Here is a 13,537-nt window from a genome sequence, read left to right as displayed (position 1 = left end):
CCGTTATCGGGTCGCATGGCACCGCATAACGGTGTCAACCGCCTGTTCGGCGAGGGCCTGGACGGGGTCGTGGACGCGCACGTGCACCTGTGGGACACGGCGGCCATGCGGGTCTCGTGGTTCCGGGACGGCCTGGGCCTGCCCGCGCGGGTCGGGCCCGACGACCTGGCCCGCGCCGTCGCGACGTCGCCCGTGCCCGTGCGCGCCGCGGTGGCCGTGCAGGCCGCGGATACGGAGGGCGAGGCGCGCTGGCTCGCGCGGCAGGCCTCCGCGCACGGGCCGCTGCCCGGACCGGTCGTGCTCCAGTACGACGCCCGCCCCGACGACCCGCACGCCTGGGCCGGGATGGCGCAGGCGCCGATCGACGACGGCGTCCCCGTCGCGGGCCAGCGGCTCGCCGTCCCGGGCGGCGCGGCGGACCTGTCCGACGTCGCGGGCCTCGACGCGCTGTGCGAGGGCCTCGCGGCGTCGGGCCGCGTGCTCGAGACGCTCGTGCGACCGGAGCAGCTGTCCGCCGTCGCCGCCCTCGCCGGGCGGCACCCGGACCTCGACGTCGTCGTCTGCCACCTGGGCCTCGGCGCGGGCGACCCCGACGCGTCGTGGCGCGACGCCCTCGCCGCCGTCGCCACCCGCCCCCGCGCGCACGCGAAGCTGTCGGGCCTCCACACCACGGCTCCCGACGACGCCCGGCGCACGGCCGCGGCCGCCCGCGCCGCCGTCGACCTGCTCGGCCCGGAGCGGCTGCTGTTCGGCAGCGACTGGCCGATGTCCGCGCGCGTCGCCCCCTACGCGGGGGTCGTCGGGCGCACGGCCGCCGCCCTCCCCCCGCTCGACGACGCCGCGGCGACGGACGTCTGGTCCGGCACGGCGACCCGGCTCTACGGCACGGGCCTCGCCTGAGGCCGCCAGGATTTCACCCGCCGCCAGGCCCTCGGGCGCGGCTGGCGACCGGCCACCGTCCCTAGACTTCGCGCGACTCCCGGCGGACGAAAGGGCCCTCCCATGCACGTAAGGCACCTCACGAGGACGTTCTGGGCCGCCCTCGTCTGCGCGGCGCTCCTCGTCTCGGGGGGTGCGGCCGGCGCGACCACCACGGAGCCGGACGGGGACGCGGCGGAATGCCCGCTCGTCCTGAACCCGTCGGCCCAGGGCATCGGGCGAAAGGCGGCGGTACAGGTCAGCGTCACGTCGTGCGGGCAGCCGCTAGGTCCCGACGCCGGAACCGTCCTGTTCTCCGTTGACGGCGGGCCGTTCACGGAGGCCGCCGCCTACTGGACCGTGGCCGGCCACTGGTCCGGGGGGAAGAGTTTCGCCGCGGTCGAAGGCGTGCACACGCTGACCGCCGCGTTCCGGCCGACAGGCAGCGCGACGTACGCCGCGACGGCGAGCAAGGAGTTCACCTCGCGGTACGCGGTGACGTCGTTCGGGCCGCTCACCGTCGCCCACTGGAGCGAGGACCCGTCGCGGGTCACGATCTCGGGTCAGCTCAAGACGGAGGCGCCGTCGACCTCGGCGGGCCTCGGCTCGGTCCTCTCGCTGGCCGGCACCGTCACCCTCCGGCGTGGCGACGTCGTCGTGGGCTCGGCTCCGGTGGCGGCCGACGGGAAGTTCGTGCTCCAGCGGATGCCGGTGGCCGCCGGGCAGGACCTCACCGTGGCCTACGCCGAGGGCTTCGACTACGGACCGGCCACCCGGGTGGCCACCTTCGCGGACCGCCGGCGCGCCGTGACCCTCACCAACGTCGTGGTGAGGGGCCCGCGCGCCGACGCCGGCATCACCGCCACCGTCCACACCCAGGGTGATGGCCTGTTCGCCGGGGCGGCCAGGTCGGTCGCCCTCCGGGTCGACGGCCGGCAGGTCGCCACCCTGCCCCTCGAGCCGGACGCCTTCCAGCAGACCGCACCGGCGTTCACCCAGCGGCTCGAGTGGGAGCACCTGCCGATCCCCGCCGGCCGGCACACGGTCACGCTCGATTACACCGGCAACGCCAACTACGCACCGACGAGCACCTCGACAACGACGAACCTCGCACGCTCGAAGCCCGTCTTCTCGACCGACGGCCTCGTGTCCGAGAAGGTGATGCCGGGATGGGACCCGCCCGTGCTCGCCTACGGGAAGCGGCTGACCCTGACCGCACGCCTGTCCGACGAAGGCACCTGGACGCCGTCGGAAGGAGCCCGCGTCCAGTTCCAGGCGCGCACCAGCGGTTCGACGACGTGGCACGCGCTCGCGACGGTCGCGTCGTCCGACGGAGTCGCGAAGACCTCGGTCACGCACCAGGTGAGCGCGTCGTACCGCGCTGTCGTCGTGGCGGACTCGCAGTACGAGGCCGCGAGCGGCGCGAGGACCGAGGTCATCAAGGCCCGCCGATCCGTGAGCCTGTCGATGACCTCCTCGCCCACGAGCCCACGCACGACGAAGGTCCTCACCGCGAAGGCGGGCCCCCGGGGCACCTTCGTGCTCCAGAAGTACACCCGCGGCGCGTGGCGCACGACCGCGCAGAAGACGCCGGCCGGCAGCGCGACGTCGATCGGCACCGCACGGTTCACCGTCACCCGAGGGGCGGCGGCCGTCCGGTGGCGCGTGGTGGTCAAGGCCGACGCGACGGGGACGCGGGCGCAGAGCGCCTCGGTCGTGGTGCCGCGGCGCTGAGCTCCCTGCTGGCGAGTCGCGGGCACACCGGAGGAAGCCTGCACGCCACGGGACCGGCGTGCGAGGATCTCGACGGGCCGGCGCTCCGCCGGCCATGACCAGGGAGGCACGATGTTCGCGAGGTCCCTCGGGGACGACGGCGCGGAGCTGCGGCCGCTGGAGCCGTGGCACGCGGAGGAGCTGCTGGCGACGATCGACCGTGGCCGGGAGTTCGTCGGGCGGTTCGTGCCCCTCCCCGACCGGATCACCGACCTGGAGTCGAGCCGGTCGTTCCTCGAGTCGTACGCGCAGAAGGCCGCGACCGACACCGGGCGCCTCTACGGCATCTGGCTGGACGGCACGCTGGTGGGCGGCGTCCTGTTCCGCACGATGGACGTCGCGCAGGGCACGGCCGAGGCGGGCTGCTGGTTGGAGCCGGCGGCCGCGGGGCGCGGCCTGGTGACCCGCGCGGCGCGCGCCATCATCGACTGGGCCGTCCGCGAGCGCGGCATCCACCGCGTCGAGTGGTGGGCGGCGTCGGGCAACACGGCGAGCATCGCCGTCGCCCGCAGGCTGGGGATGCGGCGCGACGGCGTGCTGCGCGAGCACCACGAGCACCGCGGCGTGCGGCAGGACATCGAGGTCTGGTCGGTGCTCGCGCCGGAGTGGGAGGCCAGGGCATGACCGACGACGGCGTCGAGCTGGACGGCGTCGAGCTTGTCGGCGGGATCGAGAAGCGCGAGATCGTCCTCGTCGAGCCGGACCCGGCGTGGCCGGCGCGGTTCGCGCGGGAGCGCGAGCGCATCGTCGCCGCCCTGGGCCCGACAGCGGTGCGGGTGGACCACGTGGGGTCGACGTCGGTGCCGGGCCTCGCGGCCAAGCCGATCGTGGACATCGACGTCAGCGTGCCCGACGTCGAGGACGAGGACGCGTACCTGCCCGCGCTCCTCGTCGCGGGCTACGAGCTGCGCGTGCGCGAGCCCGGCCACCGACTGGTCCGCACGCCGGAGCGCGACGTGCACGTCCACGTCTGCGCGGCGGGCGGCGACTGGGAGCGGAGCCACCTGCTGTTCCGCGACCGGCTGCGGCACGACGCCGACGACCGCGCCGCCTACGCGGCCCTCAAGCGCGAGCTCGCGGCCCGGGACTGGCCGAGCATGAACCACTACGCCGACGCCAAGGGCGGGCTGATCGCGGAGATCACCGCCCGGGCGGAGGCGTGGGCCGCCGCCACGGGCTGGCGTCTCTAGCCCTCGCCGTCGAGCAGGGTGCCCGCCGCGTGCGCCTCGAAGAGCGCGGACGCGGCGTCGGCATCGCCGTCGTCGAGCACGTCGAGCAGGCTGCGGTGCCAGTCGGCCACCTGGTGCCAGTCGCCCGTGAACTCGGGGTCGCCGAGCAGGTGCATGGACCGGAGGCTGGGCTCGATGATGTCCCACATACGGGGCAGGTAGGTGTTGCCGCTGGCCTCGATGACGGCGCGGTGGAAGCCGAAGTCGAGCTCGCGGAAGGCGGGCAGGTCGGCCGCGTCGACGGCGCCGTGCATCTCGTCGATGACCTTCTCCAGGCTGGAGCGCGTCTCGGGCGCGAGCTGCCCGCACGCGAGCCGGCCCGCCAGGGCCTCGACGGCGACACGCGCCTGCTTGGCCTGCTGCGCCTCCTCGTCGGAGTACTGCGCCACGAAGTTGCCCTGGTGGCGCACGTGCGTCACGAGGCCCTCGTGGGCGAGGCGCTTGAGCGCGTCGCGCACGGGCGCCTGGCTGACCTGGAGGCGGCGGGCGAGCTGCGACTCGACGAGCTGCTCCCCCGGGGCGAGCTGCGACGTCTTGATCATCGACTTCACGAGGTCGTAGATCTGGTCGGACAGCAGCCCCCGCTCCAGGCCGCCGATCGAGCTGAGCGCGTCCGTCATCCGTGCAGCCTCACGTCGTTCCTCGGGTCGTTATCGACAATCGTTTGTGTGTCGTCAGCGTACGCCGCCAGCCACGCGTCCGCGATCATCCGGGACGCCGGGGGCGTCGGGTGCACGCCGTCGGGGGCGAGCGCCGCGGCGCCGACGTCCTGGGCGGCGCGGGTCAGCAGGGAGTGCAGGGGCACCAGCGCGGCCCCGGTCTCGGCGGCCAGGCGCGCGACGACGTCCCGCTTGCCGTCGAGGTCCTCCAGCCAGCCGTGCTGCTCGTCGCGCACGGGCAGCAGGAACGGCTCGACCAGCACGAGCCGCGGGCTGCCCGGCACGCGCGCCAGCAGGCGCCGGTAGGTGGCCTCGAACTCCTCGGCGCTCGTGGCGTCGTCGGAGTCGAAGCGGCGCCAGGTGTCGTTGACGCCCACGTACACGGTGAGGACGTCGGGCGCGGTCGCCGCGACGTCGCGCTCCCACCGCTCCTCCAGGTCGACGGCGCGGTTGCCGCCGATGCCGAGGTTGAGCACGACGACGTCGGGCAGGTCCGCCGCGACGAGCGAGACGTAGCCGTCGCCGAGCGACGCCTCGTCCGCGCGGTCGCGGCCCGCGTCGGTGATGGAGTCCCCGACGAACACGAGTCGATCGGGGGCTGCGCTGCTGGTCATGAGCTCTCCTTCGAGTGACGGACGGGTCCGACCGTAGCGGGTCGGAGCGCCCGTCGCCGCATTGTCAGCGATTATCGATTAATGTAACCTGCGGATGCTTGACGATCCGGGCGCGCCGCACCCGCGTCGCCCCGAGAACCCCCGTGACCGCACGAGAGGTCGGAGCACTCGCAATGAAGCGACCACTGTCAGCACTGCTGCTGACGTCCCTGCTCCTCGCAGGGACACAGACCACGGCGCACGCGGAACCGCCCGCGGCCGCCGGCGCCCACAAGGCCGGCGTCGTCCTCTACGTCTCCCCCGACGGGAACGACGGCGCGAAGGGATCCCAGAAGCGCCCCCTGGCGACCCTCGAGGGCGCGCGCGACGCGATCCGCGAGCTGTCGAAGGGACAGCGCAAGAAGGGCGTCACCGTGTACCTCCGCGAGGGCACGTACGAGCGCTCGGAGTCGTTCCTCCTCGGGCCGGAGGACTCGGGCACCAAGGACGCCCCCATCACGTACGCCTCCTACCCCGGCGAGCGGGCCACGATCTCGGGCGGCAGGGAGCTGCCGTACGACGGCTTCTCCCCCGTCACCGACCAGGCCGTGCTCGACCGGATCATCGAGACGTCCGCGCACGACGACGTCCTCCAGATCGACCTGGGCGAGCTCGGCATCGACGACTACGGCCAGCTCAGCCGGCACGGCTACTGGAAGGCCAACGACGTCAGCACGACGCCGCCGATGGAGCTGTACGTGGACGGCGAGGACATGACCCTCGCGCGCTGGCCCAACGCCGGCGCCGCGAAGGACACCGTGCAGATGAACAAGATCGTCGACCCCGGCCCCACCAAGGACGACGCCGACCTGCAGGAGCGCGGCGGCACGTTCAGCTACTCCTACGACCGCCCGCAGTACTGGGGCGAGGCGAAGGACGTCTGGATGGACGGCATCTTCGGTCAGAGCTGGGAGTGGTCGTACAACAAGATCGAGAAGATCGACACCGACGCGCGCACCATCACGCTGCGCTACGGCGAGATGTCGGGGCTGATGAAGACCTGGTACCCCGACTTCCACTTCGCGCAGAACCTGCTCGAGGAGCTCGACGCGCCGGGCGAGTACTACATCGACCGCGACACCGGGATGCTCTACCTGGTGCCGAACGCGTCGTTCCTGGCCGAGCGCGGGGCGCCCGTCGTCACGACGCTGGACGAGCCGATGATCCGCACGGACGGCGCGTCGTACGTGACGTTCGACGACCTGGTCCTCGAGTACGGGCGGGCCCTGGGCGCCGTCATCCTCGGCGGCAGCCACGTGACGATCTCGAACAGCGACGTGCAGAACTTCTCCGACGGCGGCGTGTCCGTCAACTCGCCGGGGCGGTACACGTACGACGGCATCCCGGTGAACCGGGGCGGTCGCGACCACGCCGTCGTCTCCAGCGACATCCGCCACGTGGGCGGGGTCGGCGTCGTGCTGACCGGCGGGGACAAGACCACCCTGGAGCCCGGCCGCAACCGCGTCGAGGACTCCCACATCCACGACTTCGCGTACTACCACAAGGCGTACAACCCGGGCGTGATGTTCGACGGCGTCGGGAACGTCGCGCGCGGCAACGAGATCAACGACGCGCCCCACCCGGGCGTCATCGTGCACGGCAACGACCACCTGTTCGAGCAGAACGAGGTCTACGACGTCTGCAAGACGTTCCAGGACCTCGGCGCGATCTACATGAACTCCGGCGAGACGCCGCAGCAGCGCGGGCACGTGTTCCGGCAGAACTACTTCCACGACGTCGGCCTCACCAAGCACGGCGTCGAGGGCATCTACGCCGACAACTTCACGTGGGACCTGGAGATCAGCCAGAACGTCTTCGTGGACATGGGCAACGACGCGATCAAGTCCGGCTCGGCCGACTACATCGACGCCACGAACAACGTGTTCGTCGACACGACCGTGCCCTACGACAACTACACGCAGTGGATGGGCGACGGGGAGGGCAACACCGTCGACCGCGTGTACATGCCGAAGTGGGAGAAGGTGTTCGCCGACAACAAGGACTTCGTCGGCACGCCGTACCTGGAGAAGTACCCGGAGCTGGGCCACTTCTTCGAGGACAACCACTACTTCCCGAACCACTCCACGTTCGCGAAGAACGTCGTGTGGAACCCGGACCGCACGCGCAACCCCGACGTCAACGCCGAGGGGGCGCTCGACACGAAGAACCTCCTCAACTACGGGACCGGCGACGACGCCAACTGGGTGGCGGACGCCGACCCGGGCTTCGTCGACGCGGCGAACGGCGACTACACGCTGCGCGACGACGCCGCCGTCTTCGACCAGATCCCCGGGTTCGAGGCGATCCCGTTCGACGAGATCGGCACGGACGGGCACGTCGGCCAGTCGCAGACGCCGGACACCGTGGCCCTGGAGTCGCTCCAGCTGCCCGCGGACCAGCTGGCGGTGACGCTCGGCGACGAGGTGTCGGTGGCCGCGCAGGCGGTGCCGTGGAACGCCACCCAGCAGGCCGTCACCTACACCTCGAGCGACCCGGAGGTCGCGACCGTCAGCGCCGCGGGGGTCCTCACCGCCGTCGCGCCCGGCGAGGTGACGGTGACCGCGGAGGCGAAGGCCGACGCGGGCATCCGTGACGAGATGACCGTGACCGTGGCGGCCGGCGACGGCGTGCTGCACTCCACGGACTTCGAGACGGGCGGCAACGGCTGGGCCACCGACCCGAACCGCGCGATCGTCGACGACGGCACGGGCGACCACGTCTACCGGATCAAGAACGGCGCCAACTCCCAGCTCGACCGCTCCTTCACGGAGTACGCGCTCGACTTCACGGTGACGACCCCGGCGGAGGTGCCCGAGGGCGGGCAGATGCTCGTCTACGACCGCACCGGCAGCACGCCGGGCGGGTACGTCCGCTACCGCCACGCGGCGGCCGGTCCGACGTGGACCATCTTCGACTCGGCGTGGGGCACGGTGAAGGAGGTGACGCTGCCCGCGGGCGAGGGGCTCGAGCCCTCCACCCAGTACGACGTGCGGGTCGTGGTGACGGCCGGCGGCGTGCGTGTGCTGCTCGACGGCGAGGAGGTCGTGGCGGGCGCCAACCCGGCACCCGGCGGGGCCGGCAAGGTCGGCTTCTACGTGCAGGGCTTCGTGTCGCTCGACTTCGACGACGTGCGGTTCTCGCTCGTGGGCGTGGACCCCGACGGGCTCACCCTGGCGCCGTCCGAGGCGACGATCGAGCCGGGCGAGACGCACCCGCTCGCGCCGTCGTTCACCCCCGCGGACGCCACGCGCACCGGGCTGGAGTGGACCTCGAGCGACGCGTCCGTCGCGACCGTGGACGCGAAGGGCGTCGTCCGCGGCGTCGCCGCCGGCACGGCCACGATCACGGCGACGTCGACCGTGGTGGCAGGCATCGCGGCGTCGTCCACCGTGACGGTGCAGGCGGCCGACCACCCCGTGACGTCGCTCGGCGCCGAGATCCTCGACCCCGCGGCCTGGACGCCGGGTGAGGGGATCACGGTGGCCGACGGCGCGGCCCACCTGGCGCCGCGCGGCGCGTGGAGCTTCAAGCCCCGGCAGTTCGGGGACGAGCTGCTCCGGTTCGACACCTCGGTCGGCGCCTTCAACGGCGGTTGGTTCGGGTTCTCCGTCCGGTCGAAGACCGCCGGCGACCCGGTGTGGACCAACAGCAGCTCGGGCTACCTGGTGGTCATCAAGGAGGACGTCATCGAGATGCAGAAGTGGAGCCCCGCCGTCTTCATGGTCGACACGTTCCCCAACACGGTGATCGAGCCGAACTCGACCCACGAGGTCACGTTCGGCGCCGTCGACGTCGAGGGCGGCACCCGCGTGGTGCTGCGCGTGGACGGCGAGCCGGTGTGGAGCTACCTCGACGACGCGGCCGGCAACCCGCTCGCCACCGACGGGTACTTCACCGTCTACCGGCAGGGGCCCGCGGGCGAGATGAGCCTCTCCCCCGCGAGCTGACCCCTCGACGACGGGCGTCCGGTACGTTATTGGCATGACCGCCAATAACGGCCGGGCGCCCGGTCGTCCCCCGCGACGACGCCGCTCCCCCGAGCAGGCGCGGCAGGAGATCCTCGACGCCGCCACGACGCTCGTCGCCGAGCACGGACCGGACGGCGTCACCCTCGCGAGGGTGGCCCGGGCGGCCGGCGTGACGAGAGGGCTGGTGAGCCACTACTTCGGCACCTACGCGGGCCTCGTGCGGGCGGTGCTGCGGGAGGAGGACACGCACCACCGCGAGCGCGTCCGCGCCCGGGTCGCGGACGACGCGGGCGTCCCGTACGCCGCCCGGATGCTCGACGTCGTGTTCGCGACCCTCGACGACGAGCGGTACCTGCGGCTGTGGGCCTGGTCCGCCCTGCACCCCGAGCACGGCACGCTCGCGACCGACGGGCTCGCCGGCGTCGCGGACGTGATGGAGGCAGGCCTGCGCGCGGCGCTGCCCGCCGACCGGGTCCCGTCGCGCGACCGGATCGAGGCGGTGCTGCTCGTCGGGATGTCCGGCGCGTACGGCTACGCGCTGGGCGGGCGGTCCTGGCAGTCGGCGCTCGGCCACGACCCGGGCGACCCCGAGCGCGCCACCGCGTTCCGGGCCGCACTCTCGGCCGCGGTGGCGGCGTACCTCGTCGGCGAGGAGACCGCCTGATGGACACCACGCTGGACCCCGTGCTGGACACGGTGCCGCCCCAGGTCCTCGTCGGCCTGGCGACCCTGACGGTGATCATCCTCCTCCGCCTGCGCCCCCGACCCGCGCGGACCGGGCGCCTGCTGATCGTCCCGGTCGTCGTCATGCTCGTCGGCGCGTTCCTGCTGGTGCCGTGGCTCGCGCTGCCGTCGCCCGGGGGCGCGATCGCCACGATCGCGGTCCTGGCCGTCGACCTCGTCCTCACGGTGGGCCTCGGCGTGGCCCGCGGGGCCACCGTCGAGGTCACCACGGACCCGACCGGGTCGGTCCGGTTCCGCTACACCGGGGTGACCGTGGCGCTCTGGGCTGTGTCCGTGGCGCTGCGCTTCGAGCTCGCCGACGCGGGCGCCCGGGTCGGCGCGTCCCCGGGCGTCACGGAGGGGAGCATCCTGCTGGCGCTGGGGCTCTCGCTGCTGGTGCAGCACCTCGTCGTCGTCCACGCGATCGGCCGCGCACGCGCCCGCCGCCCTCAGCCCTTGACCGAGCCCAGCATCACGCCGGACACGAAGAACCGCTGCACGAACGGGTAGACGCACACGATGGGGATGATCGTGAGGATCATCGTGACCGCCTGGATGTTCGCCGAGACGGCCTGGGTGGTCGCGCCGACGGCGGCGGCCCCCTCGGACGCCGACGACGACGCCCCCGCGATGAGGTTCCGCAGGAAGAGCGTGACGGGGAAGAGCTCGTTCTTGTCGAGGTACAGGAAGGCCGAGAACCAGTCGTTCCAGTACGCGACCGAGTAGAACAGCACCATCGTGGCGAGCACGGCCTTCGACAGCGGCAGCACGATGCGGCCGAAGATCCCGAACCACCCCAGCCCGTCGATCTGCGCCGCCTCCTCCAGCTCCTGCGGGAGGTTCTCGAAGAACGACTTCATGACCAGCAGGTTGAAGACGGAGACGGCGCCCGGGAGCACCACCGCCCACATCGTGTTCTTCAGCCCGAGCGACGAGATCAGCACGTAGTTGGGCACCAGCCCGCCGTTGAAGAACATCGTGAACACCGCGACGCCGATGAGGGCCCCGCGACCGCGCAGGTGCCGCTTGGAGATGACGAACGCGAACGTCGTGGTCAGGACCATCGCGATGGTGGTGCCGACGAGCGTGTAGACGAGGGTGTTGCGGTAGCTGCTCCAGAACAGCCCGTCCTGCGCCATGGCGCGGTAGGTGTCCAGGTTGAACCCGACCGGCCAGAAGCTCACCATCCCGGCCTTGATCGCGCCGGGGCTGCTGAACGACTGCGCGAGCACGGTGACGAACGGGTAGAGCATGAACAGGGACACCACCACCAGCGCCACCGTGTTGAACACCGTGAACGCCCGGTACCCCCGGGTGTCCCGCGCCCCGACGGGCGTGCCGGCGGACCGCACGCTCGGGGACGACGTCGCGCGCTGCATCACCACAGGCTTGCTCCCACCACTCGTCGCGAGATGAAGTTGGCGCTCAGCACCATGACCAGCCCGATGCACGCCTGGAAGAGCCCGATGGCGGCCGCGTAGCTGAGGTTGTTGGACACCAGGCCGACCCGGTAGAGGTACGTCGAGATGACGTCCGCCGTGGAGTAGGTGAGCGGGTTGTAGAGCAGCAGGACCTTCTCGAACCCGACGTTGAGGAACGTGCCGATGTTGAGGATCAGCAGCGTGATCATCGTGGGCCGGATCCCGGGGATCGTCACGTGCCACGTCTGCTGCCACCGGTTCGCGCCGTCGATGCGCGCCGCCTCGTACAGGGACGCGTCCACGGTGGTGAGGGCGGCGAGGTAGAGGATCGTGCCCCAGCCGACGGTCTGCCAGACCTCCGACCCCACGTAGATCGTGCGGAACCACTCCGCCCGCTGCAGGAACGGGATGGCCTCGCCGCCGAGGCCCTCGATGATCTGGTTGACGGTGCCCTGCAGCGACAGCAGCTGCATGACCATGCCCGCCACGATCACCAGCGACAGGAAGTGCGGCAGGTAGGAGATCGACTGGATGGTGCGCTTGAAGGCCTTCTTGCGCACCTCGTTGAGCAGGAGCGCGAGCACGATCGGCAGCGGGAAGCAGACGACGAGGGTGAGCCCCCCGAGGATCACCGTGTTCCAGAAGACCTTCCAGAAGGTGGGGTCGTGGATGAACATCTCCACGTACCGCAGGCCCACCCACTGCTCGCCGAAGATGCTGCCGCCCGGGCGGAACTGCCGGAAGGCGATGACGTTCCCCAGCATCGGTACGTAGCGGAAGACCACGAGGAACAGGACGGGCAGGACGGCGAGGGCGTACAGCTGCCAGTCGCGGCGCAGGCTCAGCCGCCAGGACCGGCGGGCCGGCCTCGACCGGCCCGCGTCCGCCCGCGGGGGGCGGGGCGTGGGCCCGTCGAGGACCGGCGTCGGCGCCGACAGCTGCCGGTCCGAGGTCGTGCTCATGGGTCAGTTCTTCTCGGCGAAGCGCTGCTGCGCGCCGTTGATCAGGTCGAGGTAGCCCTGCAGGTTCTGCCCCTCGAGCTCGGTGACGTAGTCGTCCCACTCCGCCAGAGGACGGTCGCCGAGGATGAACTTCAGCGTGTTCGTGTCCACGGTGTCCTTGAGCGGGGTGGCGAGCAGGGACGCCTGCTCCAGCTCGGCGTCGTCCAGCGGCGCCGGCGGGAACGGGTCGCGCGGGGTCCTGCTCTCCAGGACGCGGTCCATGTACTCGACGAACTGGTCGGAGTTGTAGGACTCCTTCAGGGCGCGCGACTCGGTGGACTCCGCGAGGAAGGTGGAGAAGCCGAGGTCCTTCGCGAGGTCGGTCTTGGCGTCCGGGTTGATGTTGTACGCGTCGAGGGAGTAGTCGGGGTCGATGGTGATCGTGCCGTCGGCGTCCTTCGTGTACGTCTCGCCCTCGACGCCCCAGCGCAGCATCTCGCGCGCGTCGGGGCTGTAGTACAGCCAGTCGAGGAACTGGACCAGGGCGACGAAGTGCGGGTCGTCCTTGGCCTCGGCACTGATCATGAACCCGTGCCAGAAGTTGCGGGGCTCCACGACCTGGCCCGCGGGGCCGCCGGGCGGGGCGATCTGCACGAGCTCGAACTCGGCGTCCGGGTCGGCCTCCTGGAGGGCGAGCTGGAACTCCGCCACGGTGCCGGAGGCACCGGACGCCGCGAACACCGCGCTGTTCGCCACCTTCTCGGAGAGCTCGTTCACGCTGCCGTCGCTGGTCGTGGTCAGGGTCTCCGGGTCGAGCAGCCCGTCCTCGACGAGCCCGTGGAAGTACTCGACCATCTCCTTGTACCCGTCGGACGTCGCGGCGTAGGTGAACTCGTCGGCCCCCTCGTCCCAGAACGTGCCGTTGCCGAAGCCCCAGCCGGCGACGGTGCCGAAGGCGTGCGCCGCGTAGTTGAGCATCGACTGCCCCTCGAAGCCGTCGGCGAGCGGCTTGGAGTCGGGGTGCTTCGCCTTGATCTTCTCGAGGGCGACGCGCAGCTCGTCCCAGGTCTCCGGCACCTCGGCGCGGCGGCGGGGCCGGACGCGGGCGGGGGCTCGGGGGCGGGCGCAGTCTCCGGCGCTGGTTGCGGCTCGGGGGCTGGCGCGGGTGCGGCTTCTGGCGCGGCCGCGGGCGCAGGGGCTGATTCAGGCGCGGCTTCCGGCGGGGCCGCGGGCGCGGGGACCGGTTCAGGAG

The 13,537-nt window shown here is 72.0% G+C and carries 12 protein-coding genes; 7 read left to right on the top strand and 5 right to left on the bottom strand.

Annotated features, from left to right (window positions below; all coding sequences use genetic code 11):
* The 4 genes from ACFWEK_RS10385 to ACFWEK_RS10370 all read left to right on the top strand — a co-directional run.
* A partial coding sequence (locus ACFWEK_RS10385) for an amidohydrolase family protein (protein ID WP_430554001.1) occupies positions 1-900 on the top strand: 900 nt, incomplete at its 5' end.
* Between the two features lie 426 nt (positions 901-1,326).
* A complete protein-coding gene (locus tag ACFWEK_RS10380; RefSeq protein WP_430554000.1) occupies positions 1,327-2,652 on the top strand; it encodes a hypothetical protein in 1,326 nt (441 codons plus the stop codon).
* Between the two features lie 111 nt (positions 2,653-2,763).
* Entirely contained in the window at positions 2,764-3,315 is a 552-nt protein-coding gene (locus ACFWEK_RS10375; protein WP_430553999.1) for a GNAT family N-acetyltransferase, read from the top strand.
* The gene (locus ACFWEK_RS10370; protein WP_430546463.1) at positions 3,312-3,881 is read left to right on the top strand and encodes a GrpB family protein; all 570 of its coding nucleotides are present in this window, start codon (positions 3,312-3,314) and stop codon (positions 3,879-3,881) included. Before ACFWEK_RS10375 ends, ACFWEK_RS10370 begins: the two co-directional genes overlap by 4 nt.
* Here ACFWEK_RS10370 and ACFWEK_RS10365 read toward each other — a convergent pair.
* Positions 3,878-4,540 (bottom strand): GntR family transcriptional regulator, encoded by a 663-nt coding sequence (locus ACFWEK_RS10365; protein WP_430553998.1) that lies wholly within the window; start codon positions 4,538-4,540, stop codon positions 3,878-3,880. The two genes, ACFWEK_RS10370 and ACFWEK_RS10365, sit on opposite strands and share 4 nt — an antisense overlap.
* The gene (locus ACFWEK_RS10360; RefSeq protein WP_430553997.1) at positions 4,537-5,193 is read right to left on the bottom strand and encodes an SGNH/GDSL hydrolase family protein; all 657 of its coding nucleotides are present in this window, start codon (positions 5,191-5,193) and stop codon (positions 4,537-4,539) included. Before ACFWEK_RS10360 ends, ACFWEK_RS10365 begins: the two co-directional genes overlap by 4 nt.
* Before the next feature lie 173 nt (positions 5,194-5,366).
* On the opposite strand from ACFWEK_RS10360, the gene ACFWEK_RS10355 reads away from it, so the two are divergent.
* Genes ACFWEK_RS10355 through ACFWEK_RS10345 form a run of 3 tightly spaced genes read left to right on the top strand, consistent with a single transcriptional unit; the run spans position 5,367 to position 10,433 of the window.
* The gene (locus ACFWEK_RS10355) at positions 5,367-9,179 is read left to right on the top strand and encodes an Ig-like domain-containing protein (RefSeq protein ID WP_430553996.1); all 3,813 of its coding nucleotides are present in this window, start codon (positions 5,367-5,369) and stop codon (positions 9,177-9,179) included.
* A gap of 34 nt (positions 9,180-9,213) precedes the next feature.
* Positions 9,214-9,864, top strand: a complete 651-nt coding sequence (locus ACFWEK_RS10350) for a TetR/AcrR family transcriptional regulator (protein ID WP_430553995.1) — start codon at positions 9,214-9,216, stop codon at positions 9,862-9,864.
* Positions 9,864-10,433 carry a hypothetical protein gene (locus ACFWEK_RS10345; RefSeq protein ID WP_430553994.1) on the top strand — a complete coding sequence of 190 codons (570 nt, stop codon included), beginning with the start codon at positions 9,864-9,866 and terminating at the stop codon, positions 10,431-10,433. Before ACFWEK_RS10350 ends, ACFWEK_RS10345 begins: the two co-directional genes overlap by 1 nt.
* On the opposite strand, the gene ACFWEK_RS10340 is transcribed toward ACFWEK_RS10345, so the two are convergent.
* The 3 genes from ACFWEK_RS10340 to ACFWEK_RS10330 are packed head-to-tail and all read right to left on the bottom strand — an operon-like array spanning position 10,373 to position 13,362.
* Positions 10,373-11,302: a carbohydrate ABC transporter permease gene (locus tag ACFWEK_RS10340; RefSeq protein ID WP_430546469.1), complete on the bottom strand. Its 930-nt coding sequence runs from the start codon at positions 11,300-11,302 to the stop codon at positions 10,373-10,375. The two genes, ACFWEK_RS10345 and ACFWEK_RS10340, sit on opposite strands and share 61 nt — an antisense overlap.
* Positions 11,302-12,306, bottom strand: coding sequence for an ABC transporter permease (locus ACFWEK_RS10335; RefSeq protein WP_430553993.1), 1,005 nt, complete (start codon positions 12,304-12,306; stop codon positions 11,302-11,304). The genes ACFWEK_RS10340 and ACFWEK_RS10335 overlap by 1 nt, the downstream gene beginning before the upstream one ends.
* 3 nt (positions 12,307-12,309) lie before the next feature.
* A complete protein-coding gene (locus ACFWEK_RS10330) occupies positions 12,310-13,362 on the bottom strand; it encodes a hypothetical protein (protein ID WP_430553992.1) in 1,053 nt (350 codons plus the stop codon).
* Positions 13,363-13,537 lie beyond the last annotated feature (175 nt).

Source organism: Isoptericola sp. NPDC060257 (genome assembly GCF_042726645.1).
Lineage (GTDB): Bacteria > Actinomycetota > Actinomycetes > Actinomycetales > Cellulomonadaceae > Isoptericola > Isoptericola nanjingensis.
The sequence above is the reverse complement of the archived record's forward strand: the minus strand, read 5'-3'. Positions and strand labels throughout refer to the sequence as shown.